The 17,761-nt window shown below is 70.3% G+C and carries 12 protein-coding genes and 1 pseudogene; 3 read left to right on the top strand and 10 right to left on the bottom strand.

Annotated features, from left to right (window positions below; translation table 11 throughout):
- The 4 genes from IE226_RS14315 to IE226_RS14300 all read right to left on the bottom strand — a co-directional run bounded on the left by IE226_RS14315 (position 1) and on the right by IE226_RS14300 (position 3,672).
- The gene (locus IE226_RS14315; RefSeq protein WP_190081573.1) at positions 1 to 1,188 is read right to left on the bottom strand and encodes an MFS transporter; all 1,188 of its coding nucleotides are present in this window, start codon (positions 1,186 to 1,188) and stop codon (positions 1 to 3) included.
- 137 nt (positions 1,189 to 1,325) lie between these two features.
- The gene (locus tag IE226_RS14310) at positions 1,326 to 2,171 is read right to left on the bottom strand and encodes a pectate lyase (RefSeq protein ID WP_190081572.1); all 846 of its coding nucleotides are present in this window, start codon (positions 2,169 to 2,171) and stop codon (positions 1,326 to 1,328) included.
- A gap of 95 nt (positions 2,172 to 2,266) precedes the next feature.
- Positions 2,267 to 3,142, bottom strand: a complete 876-nt coding sequence (locus tag IE226_RS14305; RefSeq protein ID WP_190081571.1) for a hypothetical protein — start codon at positions 3,140 to 3,142, stop codon at positions 2,267 to 2,269.
- The gene (locus tag IE226_RS14300) at positions 3,142 to 3,672 is read right to left on the bottom strand and encodes a SigE family RNA polymerase sigma factor (RefSeq protein WP_190081570.1); all 531 of its coding nucleotides are present in this window, start codon (positions 3,670 to 3,672) and stop codon (positions 3,142 to 3,144) included. The genes IE226_RS14305 and IE226_RS14300 overlap by 1 nt, the downstream gene beginning before the upstream one ends.
- A gap of 303 nt (positions 3,673 to 3,975) precedes the next feature.
- Here IE226_RS14300 and IE226_RS14295 point away from each other — a divergent pair, with 303 nt between their 5' ends.
- The gene (locus IE226_RS14295) at positions 3,976 to 5,877 is read left to right on the top strand and encodes a rhamnogalacturonan lyase (protein WP_190081569.1); all 1,902 of its coding nucleotides are present in this window, start codon (positions 3,976 to 3,978) and stop codon (positions 5,875 to 5,877) included.
- A 570-nt stretch (positions 5,878 to 6,447) separates the two neighbouring features.
- Here IE226_RS14295 and IE226_RS14290 read toward each other — a convergent pair.
- The 5 genes and pseudogenes from IE226_RS14290 to IE226_RS14270 form a co-directional block, all read right to left on the bottom strand.
- Positions 6,448 to 7,059: a VanZ family protein gene (locus tag IE226_RS14290; protein WP_190081568.1), complete on the bottom strand. Its 612-nt coding sequence runs from the start codon at positions 7,057 to 7,059 to the stop codon at positions 6,448 to 6,450.
- A 25-nt stretch (positions 7,060 to 7,084) separates the two neighbouring features.
- Positions 7,085 to 7,435 (bottom strand): hypothetical protein, encoded by a 351-nt coding sequence (locus IE226_RS14285; RefSeq protein WP_190081567.1) that lies wholly within the window; start codon positions 7,433 to 7,435, stop codon positions 7,085 to 7,087.
- A 255-nt stretch (positions 7,436 to 7,690) separates the two neighbouring features.
- Positions 7,691 to 8,704 carry a LacI family DNA-binding transcriptional regulator gene (locus IE226_RS14280; RefSeq protein WP_190081566.1) on the bottom strand — a complete coding sequence of 338 codons (1,014 nt, stop codon included), beginning with the start codon at positions 8,702 to 8,704 and terminating at the stop codon, positions 7,691 to 7,693.
- A 141-nt stretch (positions 8,705 to 8,845) separates the two neighbouring features.
- A complete protein-coding gene (locus IE226_RS14275) occupies positions 8,846 to 11,155 on the bottom strand; it encodes a beta propeller repeat protein (RefSeq protein ID WP_190081565.1) in 2,310 nt (769 codons plus the stop codon).
- Positions 11,152 to 13,038: pseudogene (locus IE226_RS14270) on the bottom strand (glycoside hydrolase family 48 protein); the annotation flags it as partial. The pseudogene IE226_RS14270 and the gene IE226_RS14275, both read right to left, overlap by 4 nt.
- Before the next feature lie 657 nt (positions 13,039 to 13,695).
- On the opposite strand from IE226_RS14270, the gene IE226_RS14265 reads away from it, so the two are divergent.
- Complete coding sequence (locus IE226_RS14265; RefSeq protein ID WP_190081563.1) at positions 13,696 to 15,078, top strand: glycoside hydrolase family 6 protein; 1,383 nt, start codon at positions 13,696 to 13,698, stop codon at positions 15,076 to 15,078.
- Positions 15,079 to 15,212: 134 nt separating this feature from the next.
- Entirely contained in the window at positions 15,213 to 16,196 is a 984-nt protein-coding gene (locus IE226_RS14260; protein WP_229870913.1) for an arabinan endo-1,5-alpha-L-arabinosidase, read from the top strand.
- 16 nt (positions 16,197 to 16,212) lie between these two features.
- On the opposite strand, the gene arfA is transcribed toward IE226_RS14260, so the two are convergent.
- Entirely contained in the window at positions 16,213 to 17,730 is a 1,518-nt protein-coding gene (gene arfA, locus IE226_RS14255) for an arabinosylfuranosidase ArfA (RefSeq protein ID WP_190081561.1), read from the bottom strand.
- Positions 17,731 to 17,761: the final 31 nt, after the last annotated feature.

Genomic DNA, 17,761 nt, shown 5'->3' with positions numbered 1-17,761 from the left:
TCAGGACGCGCCGCGCGAGGTCACCGCGGCGGAGGCGGGAAGCCGCCGCAGCACGATCCACAGCGCCGCGCCCGCCACCTGGCACGCGGCGATGCCCAGCATCATCCCGTCCGCTCCGAGCCTGCCCGCCAACACCCCGGTCAGCGCCGCGCCGCCCGCCGACGCGCCGATCTTCAGGCTGCCGCCGGTGGTGTTGACCTGGCCGAGCCGGTCCGGTGGCGACTCGCGCTGACGGAGCATCAGCGTCGCGGTGAACAACGGCCCCTCGGCCAGGCCCGCCGCCACACAGACCGCCCATGCCCAGGGCAGCGACGGCACCACCGCGAGCGCGGCGAGTGACGTGCCGAATCCCAACAGGCCTACCAGTACTGCGTTTTCGGCCCGGCCGGGCGTCAGCCGGCGCGAGGAGGCCAGCGCGCCCACGAGCGATCCGACGGCGAAACAGGCCAGGAGCTGCCCGCCCGCCGCGGGGCCCGCGCCGATGTCCTGGCCGAGCAGTACCGCCGCCACCGCGAACCCGCCGTACCCGAACCAGGCGAGCATCGTCGACACGGTCAGGGCCCGCAGCACCCGGTTGGCCCCGAGGACCGAGAACCCGCCGCCCATGACCTGCGCGAGCCCCGACCGCTCCGGCTTGACTTCCGGCGGCGGCAGGCTCAGCAGGGGCAGGGCGAGCGTGCCGAGCACGGCGGCGGCCACGATCACGATCCCGGAGTGCCCCGCACCCGCGAACGCGGCGACCAGTGCCGCAAGGCCGGGCCCGGCGATGGCCGCGACGTTGTAACTCGACGCCTCCAGGCCGTACGCACGCGAGAGCCGCCGCGCGGGGACGAGGCGCGGCAGCAGACCGGTCAGCGCCGTCACGACCGGCTCGACGCAGCCCACCACGGCGGCCACAAGCAGCACGAGCACCAGCGGCGAGCGGCCCGCCGACAGCATGAGCAGGGCGGTGGCGAGGGCATAGCCGCAGGCAAGCGCGGTGACGAGGCGTCGCGGCCGGTCCGCGCGGTCGAGGGCATGGCCGATGACCGGCCCGCTCAGCACATAGGGAAGCGTCATCGCGGTCTGGACGAAACCGGCGCTCGCCGCGTCTCCCGTACGTGACTGGACGGTGAGCACCAACGCGGTCGCGACGCCCTCGGCGGACACCCTGAGCAGCGTGGCGGCCGTCAGATGAAGGCGAAGCAACCCGTCCCCCTTGAGCTCTACTTGATGGCGTAGAGACTCAATCACCGACCGCCGGCGCAAGCGATCCGTTATTCCCGGGCCGACGGCGGAGGGCCACCGGTGACCGACCGGTCACCGGTGGCCCGCGGAGCCGTCGCCTACTGGTAGCTGATGTCCGACGCGCTGTACTTGCAGTACGTGCCGTCGGGGCCGCTGCCCGTCTCCTTGGGCTCGTCACCCGAGGAGTTGCCCGTGTAGCGGATACAGGGCTTGATCTTCTTGCTGCTGTCGCCGTGGATGCGGATCTTGCTGAGGGTCGCCGTGTCGCCGTAGTTGGTGTTGATGCCGGCGAGGGACTTGCCGGGCGCCGTCACGTCCACGTCGTTGATGACGATCGTGCGCTTGTACTGCTTGGAGCAGTTGCCGCAGGAGCGGACCAGCTTGCCGAAGTCGGAGACCTGGAACCCGGAGATGTTCAGCTTGCCCGCGCCGTTGAACTGGAAGACCTTGTCGTCGGCCTTCCTCGCGCCGCCGCCGGTGACCGTGTAGACCGAGCCGGACGAGGTGCCCTTGAAGCTGGCCGCGTCCTCGCCGACGTCCTCCCACCACACGTTCTGGATGGTGCAGCTGCCCGAGCAGTGCACGCCGTCCGCGGCCGGGGAGCCGAGCACGACGTTCTTCAGGACCGCGCCGTCCTTCAGCTTGAAGATCGGGTCCTGGCCCTCTTCCTGGCCGTCGCCGCCGAGGTCTCCGCTGCCGTAGAAGCGCTGGAGTGCGCCGTCGTAGGTGCCGGACACCTCGATGGTCTTGCCGACGGCCTTGTTGCCGGTGGGTGTGGGCCAGGCAGCCGCGGCGGTCGTCGCCGCTCCGGCGGGGGACAGCAGCATGTTGGCGCCCAGGGTGGCGCCGGTCAGCAGGAGCGCGCCGCCCGCCGCGCCCGCGGCGCGGCGGCGGGTGAGGCGGCGCTTGCGGCTCTTGCGCAGTTCGGCTCTTTGCGTGGTCATGGGGACCGTTCTTTCGCTGGGGGGATGACCTTGCGTCTGCTGGTCTCCGCCCGGATGCGGAAGGTTGCCGCTGCGCGGAAGAATTTTCCGGCGGTCTACGAGGTACGGGCGAAGTCGCCGCGTACGGCGGCCTTCCGGCCGCCCGCGACCGCCTCCGCCGCGTAGGTGTCCTCGCCCGCGTCTCTGCCGCCCTCGGCGTGGTTGTACTGGCCGGCGAAGACGTGCTCCCCCGCCGGGACGGTCCGGCCCGCCTTCAGCGTCCAGCGGTAGACAAGCTCATCGCCCTGTTCGCGTACGGACACGGTGAAGTCGTCGGCGGGCAGGGAGCGCCAGTTGCCCGCGTCCGCGACGCCCCCGGTCTGCGCGACGCGCAGTTCGACGGTGAGCGCGGCGAGGGGCTTTTCGGTCTTGAAGGTGAGGGTGCTCTGCGCCCAGAAGTCGTTGCTCTGCGGGTCGATGGAGCCGTCGCTCCAGAGGTAACCGTCCTCGACGTCCTTTGCGTCCGGGGCCACGCGCCGCGAGTCGGGCGGGGGCGCGGACTTCTTCGGCGGCCGGTCGGCGTCGCGGTCCTTGTCCTTCCCCGGTGCGCTGTTCGTCCCCTTGCCGGGCGAGTGGGTGGGTTCGGCCGGTGGCCTCGGCTTGGCGTTCTCGTCGCCGGGCGTCGACGCGGAGGGGCTCGGCCCGGTCGGGGATTCGGGGGCGGCGGGTGTGCCGACGGTGCGGGGCGGCGGCTCGTCGCCGCGCACGACGGAGGCGACGGCGTAACCGCCGAGGGCGAATACCCCGGCGACGGCGGCCGTCGCGCCGGCGATGCGCAGCCAGGGGGCGGGCCGTGGCAGCCTGCCGCGGGACGGGGCGCCGTGGCCGACCGTGTCGCGCTCCATGCCCCGCTCGATCCGGGCGAGCATCCGCTCCCGGTCGGGGCGGTGCTCCGCCGCGGCATCGCGCAAGTGCTTGCGTACGTCGTCCATCACTGCCTCCCTCCCACGAGTTGCGACGCGAGATCACCCAGGAGCCGTTGCAGCTCCGCCATTCCCTTGGACGTCTGGCTCTTCACCGTACCGACCGATATGCCGAGGGTGAGAGCGGTGTCCTTCTCCGACAGGTCGAAGGCGTGCCGCAGCACGACACAGGCCCGCTTACGGAACGGCAGCGTACGCAACGCCTCCTGGACGTCGACGACCGCGGGTACGTCGGGATCGTCGACGCCCTCCGCCCGCTGGCCCCAGAACAGCGCGACGCGGCGCCTCTCGCGCACCGCGCTGCGGATACGGCTGCGGGCCATGTTGGCGACGACTCCACGGGCGTAGGCGGCCGGGTGGTCGGCGGCGCGCACCCGGTCCCAGCGGTGCCAGAGCGCGACCAGGGCGTCCGCGGCGAGGTCGTCCGCGGCGTCCTTCTCGCCGGTCAGCATGTGGGCGAGGCGGGCCAGTTCGGCGTAGTGACGCTCGAAGAAGTCATGGAACTCCGCGGCGGCCGCGTCGTCGACGGCTGTCCCCACGGGTCACCTCTTTCTGTGCTTGCGCGGCTGTGCACGCGCGCTGGTGGCCCCCGTGCCGCCGAAGTGCGGTGCGCGAGCATAGCAACGTCCGTGCGAGAGATCGAACAACGTCCGGAACTCCAGTCAGATCTGAGCCAGGCCGCGGCATGGGCGCTTTGGGGCCATCCGGAACGGTTCGCCTCCACCCGCCGCGCGCGCCGCCGCCGCGAAGGTTCCTCCGAGCGGCAACCTTTCGCGCGTCCCGCGGCGACTGGGTCGAGGCACTGTCCCTCGCCCCGTCTCTCTCCCCCGCAGGAGCACTCCATGGCCGAGCATCCGTACACCGAAGTTCGCCGCCGCAGAGGCCGCCGAGGGCGGCGGGCCCGCGGCCGGGTTCTGGTCACCGCCGTCGTCGCGGGCGCGCTCGCCGCCGGTGGGCTGATCGCCCTGTCGTCGACCTCGTCCGCGGCCACGACCCGCCAGGCCGAGTCGCTTGACCGGGGCGTGGTCAGCGTGCACACCGACGCCGGGAACCTGGTCAGCTGGCGCTGGCTCGGCACCGATGACGACGACGTGGCCTTCAACGTCTACCGGGGCGGTACGAAGGTCAACGCGTCCCCGGTCACCGGCTCGACGAACTACTTCCACGCGGGCGCCCCGAACAGCGCCGACTACACCGTGCGTGCGGTGGTCGACGGTGCCGAGCAGGGCGACTCCGTGCACGCGGTGCAGTTCCGCGCCGGGTACAAGGACGTGCCGATCACGCCGCCCGCCGGGGGCACCACCCCGGACGGCGTGGCGTACACGTACGAGGCGAACGACGCGTCCGTGGGCGACCTCGACGGGGACGGCGCCCTGGACTTCGTGCTGAAGTGGCAGCCCACCAACGCCAAGGACAACTCGCAGTCCGGCTACACCGGCAACACGATCATCGACGGCGTCAAGCTGGACGGCACCCGCCTGTGGCGGATCGACCTGGGCCGCAACATCCGCTCGGGAGCGCACTACACGCAGTTCCAGGTGTACGACTACGACGGCGACGGCAGGGCCGAGGTCGCCACGAAGACGGCGGACGGCACGAAGGACGGCGCGGGCAAGGTGATCGGCAGCTCCTCGGCCGACCACCGCAACTCCGGCGGCTACGTCCTTGCCGGACCCGAGTACCTGACCATGTTCGACGGCCGCTCGGGCGCCGCGCTCGACACGGTCGACTACGTTCCCGCGCGGGGCAACGTGGCGGGCTGGGGCGACAGTTACGGCAACCGCGTGGACCGCTTCCTCGCCGGGACCGCCTACCTCGACGGCAGCAGGCCCTCACTGATCATGGCGCGCGGCTACTACACGCGGTCCGTCATCGCCGCCTGGGACTGGCGGGGCGGCGCCTTCACCCGGCGCTGGACCTTCGACACCAACTCCTCGACGAACACCGGCAAGGGGTACGACGGACAGGGCAACCACAGCCTGTCGGTCGCGGACGTCGACAGCGACGGCAAGGACGAGATCGTCTACGGCGCGATGACCGTCGACGACAACGGCAGCGGCCTGTGGACGACCAAGCTCGGGCACGGCGACGCCGGGCACGTCGGCGACCTCGATCCCTCGCGCACGGGTCTTGAGTACTTCAAGGTGTCCGAGGACAGCTCCAAGCCCGGCTCCTGGATGGCCGACGCCCGCACGGGCCAGCGCCTGTGGACCACGGCGTCCGGCTCCGACAACGGCCGGGGCGTGTCCGCCGACGTCTACGCCGGTTCGGCGGGCGCCGAGTCGTGGTCCGCGGCCGACAACACCCTGCGCTCGCCGTCCGGGGCGTCCCTCGGCCGCGAGCCGTCCAGCGTCAACTTCGTGAACTGGTGGGACGGCGACACCACCCGCGAGCTCCTCGACGGCACCCGGATCGACAAGTACGGCACGGGCGGCGAGACCCGGCTCCTGACCGGGGCGTCCGTCGCGTCCAACAACGGCACGAAGGCGACGCCCGCGCTCTCCGGAGACATCATCGGCGACTGGCGCGAGGAGGTGGTGTGGCGCACGGCGGACAACAAGGCGCTGCGGATCTACTCCACCCCGCACGAGACGAAGACGAAGATCACCACGCTGCTCCACGACATCCAGTACCGCACGGCGCTGGCCTGGCAGAACACGGCCTACAACCAGCCCCCGCACCCGAGCTTCTTCATCGGCTCCGGAATGGCGAAGGCACCACGCCCTGCGGTGACCGCCCCCTGAGCTGTGCGAAGGACGTTCGCCGCTGCCGCAGAATAGCGGCGGCCCGACGTCGCGCACAGTCGCAAAACCCGAGCCGGTAGGTCGGCCAACGGTGGCTGTTGTGAGTGATAAGGCAGCCGAGCTCTACGCCCGTTACGCAGAAGCCGTGAACACGATCGTGGGCTACCCCTCCGAGACCCTGGTGAAAGCCGTCATGGCCGTGGCAGACGCGTAACTCCAGGAGCGGAAGCAGGCTGATCCTGTGGCTGGTCGTCTTGTCGCGCGCACCGACCCTGACACCGGCATGATCGTCGCGACAGGGAGGCTCCGCGGGGCCCGTGATCGACAGATGACACGGGCGGCATCGTCGACATCGACGGCTGCAGGGTGGTGCCTTTAGTGGGCGGGGCGGCGGACGGTCGATCGGTGCGCTGGCCCGAGGGCCCAATCGTCGACCACATCCTGAAGCATGATCCGACGCAGACTTCGCGTGATCTGGCCGTCAAGCGGCAGCTGCTGCGCGAGCTGGAAGAAGCGGAGTTCACCCTCTCTGTCGCCGAGCCGGGCACGCCACCTCAAGGACCCGGCCCGTCAGCCTCTGAACTGGTCGAGCAGCCAGGCACGGAGAGGATGCGCCCGCCCCGCGTGCCGCCTCACATCGGTCTCGGCCCCGCGCCCTGTCACCGTCCACGCCGCCTTCGCGAGCAGGCAGCCGACCAGTCCGCCGGCGGTGTTGAAGATGACGTCGTCGATATCGACGACCCGGCCGGCGTTCATCACCAGCTGCACCACCTCGATGGTCACGCTCAAGGCGAAGCAGCCCAGCACGATCATTGGTGACGAAGGACGTCGGGCCGCCGCATAGGCGAACAGGCCGAGGGGCACGAACATGGCTGCGTTGGCGATCTGCAGCACGAGGATCATGTGCCTTTCGCTGGCGTACATGTAGTCGGCGGCGCTCCCCCACAGTCCCTCACCTGGGATCATCGCCACGTAGGGGACTCCGGAGCCGATCGGCCGGTCCGGGATGACGGTGGCCGCCAGCGCCGCCACCAGGCACGCCCACCACAGCGCCCGAGCCGCCCGGCGTTGGCGGCGCGGCGACGGGCGGCGCCACACCCCCAGCCCGACAGCAGCCGCTGCGACCACCGTGAGGAACAGGGACACCGTCCACGCGTTCACGTAGAAGACGATGCGCCACACGCTGAGCTCCCCTGAACCGTTCGGATCAGCAGTCGAGGTACTTGGAGATGTAGTACTTGCTGCCGTGCTTCATCTTGGCTCGGATACACGCGTCGTCGCTCATGGGGAGCCGCTTTGTAAAGGCCGCGTAGCCGTTGCGGGTCTTCTTGGTGCCCAGCCACTTCGACTCCGCGATGATCCCGGTGCGCTTCATACGGATCTGGTAGCCGAGCTTGACGGTGATCTCCCCGCCCCGGTAGCGGTCGTAGCCCGCCTTGTATACGCCAGGCTTGTGACCGCCTGCCGGGCTGGTCATGCACAGCCATCCGCGGTCGGTTCTCCCGCAGCCGTCGGGGTCCTGGATGCGGGGTGGGGCCATGCCGATCGTCGAGGCCATCAGTACAAGGGCCGCGCATACGATGCCGATCTGTTGTTTCACAGGCATCCCCATCCGATCGCTGACTGTTGCCGACCACAGCTTTAGGGGCGATGGCCGGGCAAATCCACCGCCACACCGGGATGTTCACCCTGGCGAGTGCCTCATCGGCCAACAGAAACGATCCACTGCACCCGCAACAGGTCACCGACGACCGGTGGATGACGCGGGCCGTGCCTGCACGGTGACCACCCCCTGAGCCGCACCGCGTACGCGTCAGCCCTTCGCGGGCCCCGGACCCGAGCTCGACCGTACGGTCAACTCCGGTGTCAGCAGGGTGACTTCGTCGACGGCCTCGTCGCGCAGCTTCGCGACGACGCGCTCCACCGCCTGCCGTCCCATCTCCTGTGCGGGGATGGCGACGGAGGTGAGCCGCACCGAGGCCTGGGTGGCGACCTGGTCGGGGCAGACGGCGATGACGGAGACGTCTTCCGGAATGGCGCGGCCCTGCCGGCGCAGGAGGCTCAGGAGGGGTTCCACGGCGGACTCGTTCTGCACGACGAAGCCCGTGGTGCCGGGCCGTTCGTCGAAGACGCGGGCCAGGGTCGCGGCCAGTGCGTCGTACGTCCCCTCGCAGGGCCGGTGCAGCACCCGCACGCCGAGCTCGGCGGCCCGGCCGCGCAGCCCGTCCAGGGTGCGCTCGGCGAACCCGGTGTGCCGCTCGTACACGGCGGGGGCCTCGCCGATCACGGCGATCTCGCGGTGGCCGAGCCCGGAGAGATGTTCCACGCACTGCGCGCCGGTCGCCACGAAGTCGAGGTCGACGCAGGTCAGGCCGGTGGGGTCGGCGGGGAGGCCGATGAGGACGGCGGGCCTGCCGGTCTCGCGGATCAGCGGAAGCCGCTCGTCGTGCAGCTCCACGTCCATGAGGATCATCGCGTCGGCGAGCGAACTGCCCTCGATGCGGCGGACCGCCTCGGGGCCCTCCTCGCCGGTCAGGAGCAGCACGTCGTACCCATGGGTGCGTGCGGTGGTGGCGACGGCGATGGCTATCTCCATCATCACCGGCACGTACATGTCGGTGCGCAGCGGCACCATCAGGGCGATGATGTTGGAGCGGCTGCTGGCCAGGGCGCGGGCGCCGGCGTTCGGGTGGTAGCCGAGCTCCTGGATGGAGCGTTCGACACGGTCCTTGGTGGAGGCGGAGATGGACCGCTTGCCGCTGAGTACATAGCTCACCGTGCTGGCCGAGACTCCGGCGTGGTGGGCTACCTCGGCAAGGGTGACCATGCGGCTCTCCTGGGGGTTCAGGCGGTGGCGAAGCGCTTCGACTTTAGGCCATCTCGACCCTAGAGGGACACCCATGTACTGTCCATAGGTGCGTCGAAGCGCTTCGACTGCCCTGCTGTGCCGGTGCAGTTGGGGAGGCGGTCACCTCCGCCGGGCGGCCGTGTCCCCGTACACGATGCCACGGCCGTTCGTGGCGACGTACACCCGTCCGTAGACCCGCGGATCACCGGTGATGGCCGCGCCGGTCCAGCCCCACTGGTGTGTGTCGTCGTTGATCCGCACCCAGCTCTCGCCGGCGTCGGTGGAGCGGAAGATGCCGCGCACCGCGCCGATCTTCGCGCTGGTGTAGAGCGTCTGGTGGCCGGAGCCCGGCGCGGCCTTGCCGAAGCCGATGGTGTCGGCCTCCTCGACGCCCTGGACGCGGGTGAAGCTCGCGCCGGAGTCCGTCGAGTGCCACAGTCCGTACGTGCCGCCGGTCTTGCCGCCCGCGAGCCAGATGTCGCCCGCCTTCCCCGGCAGGGCCTTGAAGCGCACCGGGCCTTCGGCGGGCAGTCCGGTGGACGCCTTCGCGGTGAAGGTCGCCCCGCCGTCCCTGCTGACGTAGAACGTCCCGGACTTGAAGCCGTAGAACGTCTTCGCGTCGGCCCGGTCGGACTCGACGACCGCGCCCTGCGGGATGCCGGTGGACGCCATCCATGTCGCGCCCCGGTCGCCGCTGGTGTGCACGCCCGTGCCGTCCGGGCTCCACACGAAGCGGCTGCCGTCGGCGGACGTGGCCACCGTGCCGCCGCCTGACACGCCCGGCGGTTCCTTGCCCGCCGACCAAGTGGCGCCGTTGTCACCGGAAAAGGCGATGCGCGGCCCGCTGTCGAGCTGGCCGACGCGCACCACCGTGTCCGGGTCGCTCTCGGCGTGGTCGAGGCTGGTCGTGCTGGTGAAGTTGGGCTCGGTGTACATCAGGGGCGGCACCTTGGTGATGTCCGTGTGCCGGAAGCCGCCGATGTCGCCGAGCGCGCTGAGCAGCGGCGCCCCGGAGGCGGGCGCGTCGATGTCGTTGACGGCGGTCTCCTCCAGGCCCTTGACCATCGGGGTGACGGTGAACTTGCCGCCGCTGTCCCACTGACGCAGGTTCTCGGTGCCGTAGACGGTGGCTCCGGTGCCATACATCATCCGGTCGGAGTCGAACGGGTCGATCTCCAGGGCCTCGGTCATCCAGCCCAGTTTCGGGGCCTGTTCGGGCGGCGCCGGGCTCGCGCCCCACGACAGCCACGGCACGGACGAGACGTCCATGGTGTAGCGGTTGGCGCGCTCGGGATAGGCGGCGTAGCTCCAGGCGCCGGTCCAGCTTCCGCCGCTGTCGGTGGAGCGGAAGATCTGGGTGTCCGGGAACCAGGAGCTGTAACCGGTGACCATGACGGTGCCCGGACGCTGCCGGTCGACGCTCAGCCCGCTGAAGCCGTAGTAGGTGTCCGCGTCGGTGGCGGGGCTGATGTTCTTCCACTCCCCGGTGCGGGTCGCGTACCGCCACACCTGGCCCTTGCCGCCGTCGTAGGGGCCGCCCTTGTCGCTGTAGGCGAGGTAGAGGTAGCCGTTCTCCGCGTCCAGCACACCCTTGTGGGCGAGGTGTCCGGTGGGCTGGCCGGCGAGGCGTGACCAGGTGGCGCCCGCGTCCGTCGAGCGGTAGACGGCGTTCTCCTTGTCGGCGACGCCCACATAGACGGTCTTGGTGCGCGAGCCGGAGGCGCCCGTGGACTCGTCGAAGGTGACCCAGGCGATGCCCTGGTTGTCGGAGGCGTACCCGGTCGGGTCGGAGGGGTCCTGCCGGTAGTTGCCGGGGTTGGGGAACGCGGTCACCTCCGACCAGGTGGCCCCGGAGTCGGTGGAGCGCCACAGGCCGTGGCCGCTCGGCGCCCCCAGGTACAGCACGCGGTTGTCGTGCGGGTCTACGGCGAGGCGTTCGCCCATGCCCCGGCCCGGCATGTTGCCGCCGAGCTTGAAGGGCAGGTCGGCCTTCTTCCAGGTCCTGCCCCGGTCGGCCGACCGCATGACGGCACCCTTTCCGGGGTCCCAGTCATTGGTGTACGTGCCGACGGCGGCGTAGACCTTGTTCGGCTGGACGCTGTCGGAGGCGATGCTGACGACTCCGGTGTGGCCCCAGTCGTTCCAGCCCACCGAGTCGAGCAGCGGGGTCCAGGACCGGGACTTCTCCTGCCAGCGGTAGGCGCCGCCGATGTCGGTGCGGGCGTAGGCGAGGTTCTTCTCGGTGCGGTTGAAGACGATGCCGGGGACGAAACCGCCGCCGTCCACGCGGACGTTCTTCCAGGTGTACGCGGCCCGGGTCGCCTTCTTGACGTCGTCGGCGCCGGAGGAGGGGGCGGCGGCCAGGAGCAGCCCCGGTATCAGGCACAGGGCACCGAGCAGTTTCCCGGCGCGCGTCGTCCGGGCGGTCACCGCGACCCCGGCCCCGGTTCGAGGAGCTCCGCGTACGCCCCCATGGCGAGCGCGATGTCGACCTGCGCCCAGAATCGGTGATAGGTGAACTGCGGCGCCGCTCCCCCGGCGAGATAGGCCTCGACCTTGGGCCAGTCGGGGTCGTCGCGGTAGAAGGAGCGGATGGAGGTGAAGTCGGATCCGGAGTCGACGGTGTCGCCGTTCGGCATGGTGCCGCTCCAGCCGTCCGGTACGTACACCGCGCCGTCGAACCGGTTGTAGTCGGCGCGGGTCTCGGGCACGGCGATGCCCAGGGGGTCCCGGTGGTGCTGCCACATGCCGTCGAGGAGTGCCTTGGCCGTGGTGGCGGCCTCGGTGTGGCCGGTGGCGGCGGCGTAGTACGTGAGGGTCTTGGCGTAGGCGCCGGCCACGCCCACGTCATTGGTGCGGTCGACGACGGAGACGTGAAGTCCCGTGTTGGCGCCGGGACTTGACGGGTTCCAGGTGTCGGGCTGACCGGACCACTTCAGCGTCGAGGGGAAGCTGTAGGTGCCGTCGGCGGCGATCTTCGTCTCGGAGAGCGCCCACTCCACCCACTTGTCCATGACGGTCTTCGCGGCGGGGTCGTCGGTCTCGTGGAGGTACTCGGCGACGCGCTCCATCGACCAGGCCTGGAAGCCGAACCACTGGTTGGACGGCGGGTCGTGGTAGACGGGTTTCTCGTCGTAGGCCATGCCGTAGAAGGTGGGGGTGCCGGCCGGGGGCTTCGCGTAGCGGCCCTGCCAGCTGTTGGTGGCGCCGCCCGCGATGGCGCCCTCGGCGGACTGCAGCCAGCGGTAGAACTCGATCTGCCGGGTGAGGCTCTTGGTCCAGTCGGCCTTGCCGGTGGCCGACTTGGGGGCGAGCGGGGCGTAGGCGCTGAGGGCGTAGGCGGCCAGGGGGTTCTGGTAGCCGCCGTGGTTGTGGCTCGATCCGATGCGCCAGGCCCAGCCCGCGGATGTGTCGGTGGCGCCGCCCCAGGCGTAGTACCAGGACAGCAGGTAGTGCGAGCTGTTCTTGCCGCTGCCCGGCGTGCAGCCTGCGGGGTCGGTGCAGTCGCCGATGGTCTTGAAGTACTTGTCGAACAGGGCGTAGCGCAGATAGTCGCCCATCTTGGCCGCCTTGGCGACCGTCGCCGCCACGTCGGCCTGCTTGCCCTGGGCCGATGCCCATACGTGGGCCCAGTAGGCGGCCTGTACGGCGCGGGCGTCGGCGTCCGGGGCGTTGGTGTACTTCCACTGCTTGGCGTAGGAGGCGTCGCCGGTGAACAGGTCGAGGTAGCCGTTCGCGCCGCCGTGCTCGAACTCGTCGCGGGTGGGGTGCGGGACGGTCTCCCAGACCGACTCCTGCGAACCCCGCTGGAAGGTGTTGATGTAGACGGGGCCCGCGGTGTCGCCGCCGTAGCCGTAGGTGTTGTCGACGTCCTGGAGCCAGTGCATGCCGTAGATGTCGTCGGTGCCGTACGCGCTCTTCAGCTCGGCGGCGATCGGGTCGGCGCCGGTCCGCACCGCGGGGTCGAGGCGGGCGGGGTACTGGGACGGCTGGTCGTGTTCGGGGGCGTAGGTGGCTGGTTTCGCCGCATTGTAGAAACTGTTCGTCGGCTGGTCGGCATGGGACGGGATCATGAATTTCTCCATGGTTTCCCAGGCCGCGTTGAAACGCGTCCAATCGCCGCTGACCTTGCCGTACATGGCTTGCAGCCAGAGCAGATAGCTGTATGCCTCGGATGTCGTCTCGTGCCCGTGGTCGGGGGCTTCGACAATGAGGGTCTCGACCGAGTGGTAGGGAATTCCGTCCGGCGAGAAATAGCCGTTCGCGGAATCGGTGATCTTCGCATAGAGGTCGAGGAAACGCTGTTCGTACTCGGTCGCCGCGGGGGCGGCGTAGGCGCTGTGACCTGCGGGGTCGAGCGCCACGATGACGGGGGCCAGCGCGGCTCCGGCCCCCAGGGCAAGGAGGTTGCGGCGGCTGATTTCCGGTCTGGAGGGGCCGGAGCGGGGGGATCGGGGGAATGCGGACATGCCGGGATGTCTCCTGACGGCTCGATGGGGGGCGTGCTCCGCCCGGGGAGCGGGAGCACCAGTGGGAGCACCAGTGGGAGCGCTCCCAAAGTTCAGCCGAATCGCCGCGATGTCAAGAGCTCGCACACGAAAGGGAGTTGTCGAATGAATTCGACAGGAGAGATCCGGGGAATCTGAAAAACACGCCAACCTTTCTGTTCGCGGCGGCGACTTCCTGCTAGCTTCCACGGAACCAGTGGGAGCGATTCCGGTTCGATCCGTGGAGTCGCTCATGCCCCGTCCCCCGCACCTGCTCCGCACCTCCGCCGTGCTCGCGGGCGCCGCCCTCATCGCCGCCGGACTCACGTCGCCGCGTCCTGCGCCGCCGTCGCGGTGACGACCCGCGGGCGAGCGGGGGTGGATCGCGCGGTTCCCCGCGCCCCCGAACGGGCGCCGCCCCACACCGCGAACCCCCGCCCCGCCGCGAACCCCCACACCCCGCACCCGAAGGGAACCCCCACCATGAGCCGCACACACACCAGGCACCGCAGATCCCGCGCCCTCTTCCTGGCCGCACTCGCCACCGTCCTCGCCACCACGGGCGGCACCGCGCTCGCCGTGAGCGACGGAGCCGGCGGCACCACGCAGTCCCGGGCAGCGGCGGCGCGCGTCGACAACCCGTACGCGGGCGCCAAGCCGTACGTGAACCCGGAGTGGTCGGCGAAGGCCGCCGCCGAGCCGGGCGGCAGCGCCGTCGCTGACCAGCCCACCGGCGTCTGGCTCGACCGGATCGCCGCGATCGAGGGCGCCGGCGACTCGATGGGCCTGCGCGACCACCTCGACGAGGCGGTCGAACAGGGGGCGGGCGTCATCCAGTTGGTCATCTACAACCTGCCGGGCCGGGACTGCGCCGCGCTCGCCTCCAACGGCGAGCTCGGCCCCACGGCGATCGGCAGGTACCAGACCGAATACATCGATCCCATCGCCGCGATCCTCGCCGACCCCAAGTACGCGAACCTGCGCGTCGTCACGACCGTCGAGATCGACTCGCTGCCCAACCTGGTCACCAACACCGGCAGCCGGCCCACCGCGACGCCCGAGTGCGACGTCATGAAGGCCAACGGCAACTACGTCAAGGGTGTCGGTTACGCGCTGCGCGAGCTCGGCGCCGTCCCGAACGTCTACAACTACGTGGACGCGGGCCACCACGGCTGGATCGGCTGGGAGGACAACTTCGCCGCGTCCGCGCAGGTCATGTACGAGGCGGCGACCACGGAGGGCGGCAGCGTCGACAACGTGCACGGCTTCGTCACCAACACGGCCAACTACAGCGCCCTGAAGGAGAACAACTTCACGATCAACGACACCGTTGGCGGCCGGTCCGTGCGCGAGTCCAGGTGGGTCGACTGGAACCGCTCCGTGGACGAGCTCTCCTTCGCCCAGTCCTTCCGCGACCAGCTCGTCTCCACCGGCTTCAGGTCCGGCATCGGCATGCTGATCGACACCTCGCGCAACGGCTGGGGCGGTTCCGAGCGGCCCGCGGGCCCCGGCCCGACGACGGACGTGAACACCTATGTGGAGGGCGGCCGTTACGACCGGCGCCTGCACATGGGCAACTGGTGCAACCAGGCGGGGGCGGGCCTCGGCGAGCGGCCGACGGCGTCCCCGGAGGCCGGCATCGACGCCTATGTGTGGATCAAGCCGCCGGGCGAGTCCGACGGGGCGAGCAAGACGTTCCCGAACGACGAGGGCAAGGGCTTCGACCGCATGTGCGATCCGACGTACGAGGGCAATCCCCGCAACGGCTTCAACCCGTCCGGTGCTCTCCCCGACGCCCCGATCTCAGGGAAGTGGTTCTCGGCCCAGTTCCAGGAACTCCTGAAGAACGCGCATCCCGCGCTGTAAGCGCACCACGGGAGGCCCGGGGCTCCGTCCGCGGGCCCGTCATGGCTGGTCGCGCCCACGCGGCGCCGCCGCCCATGTCACGGTCCCGCGCCCCGTCGGGGCCCTGGCCTCCCCCCCCACTCCAGGAGAAGCAAGTGAGTCTTGTCCCCGCCTCCTTCCGGCGCAGAGCCCTCGTCGCGCTGCCCGCCGCCGCCCTGCTCGCCCTCGTTCCGAGCAGCGCCGTCGCCTACCCCGACCCCGGCCGGGTCACCGGCGACATCGTCGTGCACGACCCGACCCTGGCCCGCACCGCGTCGGGCAAGTACCTGCTCTACTCGACCGGCGACGGCCTGCAACTGCGCACCTCCACCGACCGGATCGCCTTCGGCCGCAGCGGCTCCGCCTTCCCCGCCCGGCCGGGCTGGTGGAGCAACTACAACTCGACCGGGGACGTCTGGGCGCCCGACATCTCGTACCACGGCGGCAAGTACCTGATGTACTACTCCGTCTCGTCGTTCGGCTCGAACAAGTCGGCCATCGGTCTCGCGGGCTCCACGACCGGCGAGCCCGGCTCCTGGACCGACTACGGCGCCGTGTACACCTCGACCACGTCCAGCGACTACAACGCCATCGACCCGAACCTCTTCGTCGACGACGACGGCAAGTGGTGGCTGTCCTTCGGTTCCTGGTGGACCGGGATCAAGATGATCCGCGTCGACCCCGCGACGGGCAAGCAGTACGCGGGCGACACGAGCCGGCGTTCCCTCGCCTCGCGCCCCACCGGCACCAAGGCCGTCGAGGCGCCCTCCATCGTCAAGCGGGGCGGTTACTACTACCTCTTCGCCTCGTACGACACGTGCTGCGCGGGCACCAGCTCCACCTACAAGATCAAGGTGGGCCGCTCCTCCCGCGTCACCGGACCGTACGTCGACAAGAACGGCGTCGGCATGATGAACAACGGCGGGACCCCGGTCCAGGAGAGCCACGGCCGCTACATCGGCCCCGGCGGCCAGTCGATCATGAAGGACTCCGACGGCGACCTGCTCGTCTACCACTACTACGACGGGCAGGACAACGGCACCCCGAAGCTCGGCGTCAACCTCCTGAACTGGAGCTCGGGGTGGCCCGTCGCCTACTGATCCGGGCGTGAGTGGCTCAGCCCAGGCGGATCACGTTCCATGACAGCGGCTCCAGTACGGCGCTCAGCGTGCCGTCCTGGAGCGCTGTCCCGCTGACGCCGTGCGGGGTCACGCGCTCCGGCTCCGCGAGGGTGTTGCGCGCGTCGGGGTCCGCGTCCGCGAGCGCGCTGTGCTCGATGACGTCCGCCGACTCAAGCCCGTGGAGGGCGACTTCCAGCGGCAACGACTCGCTCTGGCTGCGGTTGACCGCGAACACGGTGACGGTGCCGTCGTCGGCGCGGACGGCTGTGGCGTGCAGCAGGGGCACCTCGCCGAACTTCCGCGTCTCGTGCGCGGGTGAGTCCACGCGTACGTCCAGGACCCGGCCGCGTCCGTACCGCGAGGCCTGCGCGAAGGGGAAGAAGGAGGTCTGCCGCCAGGCCGGGCCGCCCGGCTCGGTCAGGATCGGCGCGATGACGTTGACCAGCTGGGCCAGGCAGGCGACGGCCACCCGGTCGGCGTGCCGCAGAAGGGCGATGAGGAGCGAGCCGACGACGACCGCGTCGGTGACGGTGTAGTTGTCCTCCAGGAGACGCGGCGCCTCGGGCCAGTCGCGCAGGCTCTCCTCGACCTCGGGGTGCGGCCGGGACTGGTACCAGACGTTCCACTCGTCGAACGAGAGGTTGATCTTCTTCGCGGACTTCAGGCGGGCGCCCACGTGGTCGCAGGTGGCGACGACGTTCTCGATGAAGGACTCCATGTCGACGGCGGAGGCGAGGAACGAGTCCCGGTCGCCGTCGGTCTCCTCGTAGTACGCGTGCAGGGAGATGTGGTCGACCAGGTCATAGGTCTCGGCCAGGACCGTGGCCTCCCACGCGGCGAAGGTCTCCATGGACTGGCCCGAGCTGCCGCAGGCCACCAGTTCGACGTCCGGGTCGATCTGGCGCATCGCGCGAGCGGTCTCGGCCGCCAGGCGTCCGTACTCCTCGGCGGTCTTGTGGCCGGTCTGCCACGGCCCGTCCATCTCGTTGCCCAGGCACCACAGGCGGATGCCGAAGGGGTTCTTGTCGCCGTGCGCGGCACGCAGGTCGGACCACGCGGTGCCGGAGGGGTGGTTGGCGTACTCCTGGAGCGCAAGGGCCTCTTCGACGCCGCGCGTGCCGAGGTTCACCGCCATCATGGGTTCGGCCTGCGGGCCGATCTTGCGCAGGAAGGCGATGTACTCGGAGAGTCCGAACCGGTTGGTCTCCGTGGAGTGCCAGGCCGCGTCGAGGCGGCGCGGCCGTTCGTCGGCGGGGCCGACGGAGTCCTCCCACTTGTAGCCGGAGACGAAGTTCCCGCCGGGATAGCGCACGGCCGTCACACCGAGCTCCCGTATGAGTCCGAGCACATCGGTGCGCAGCCCCGTCTCGTCGGCCGAGGGGTGGCCCGGTTCGTAGATGCCGGTGTAGACGCACCGGCCGAGATGCTCGACGAAGGAGCCGAAGAGGCGGGGGTCGACGTCGCCGACGGCGAAGGCGGGATCGAGCGTGAAGCGGGCGGTGCGGGGGGCCATGTAGAACCTTTCGACGGAGCGTTGGGGCAGG

Origin of the sequence: Streptomyces longisporoflavus (assembly GCF_014649775.1) — a bacterium.
In the GTDB taxonomy this organism is placed as follows: Bacteria; Actinomycetota; Actinomycetes; order Streptomycetales; family Streptomycetaceae; genus Streptomyces; species Streptomyces longisporoflavus.
Note: the sequence above shows the minus strand (reverse complement) of the source record. Positions and strands in the feature narration are given on the sequence as shown.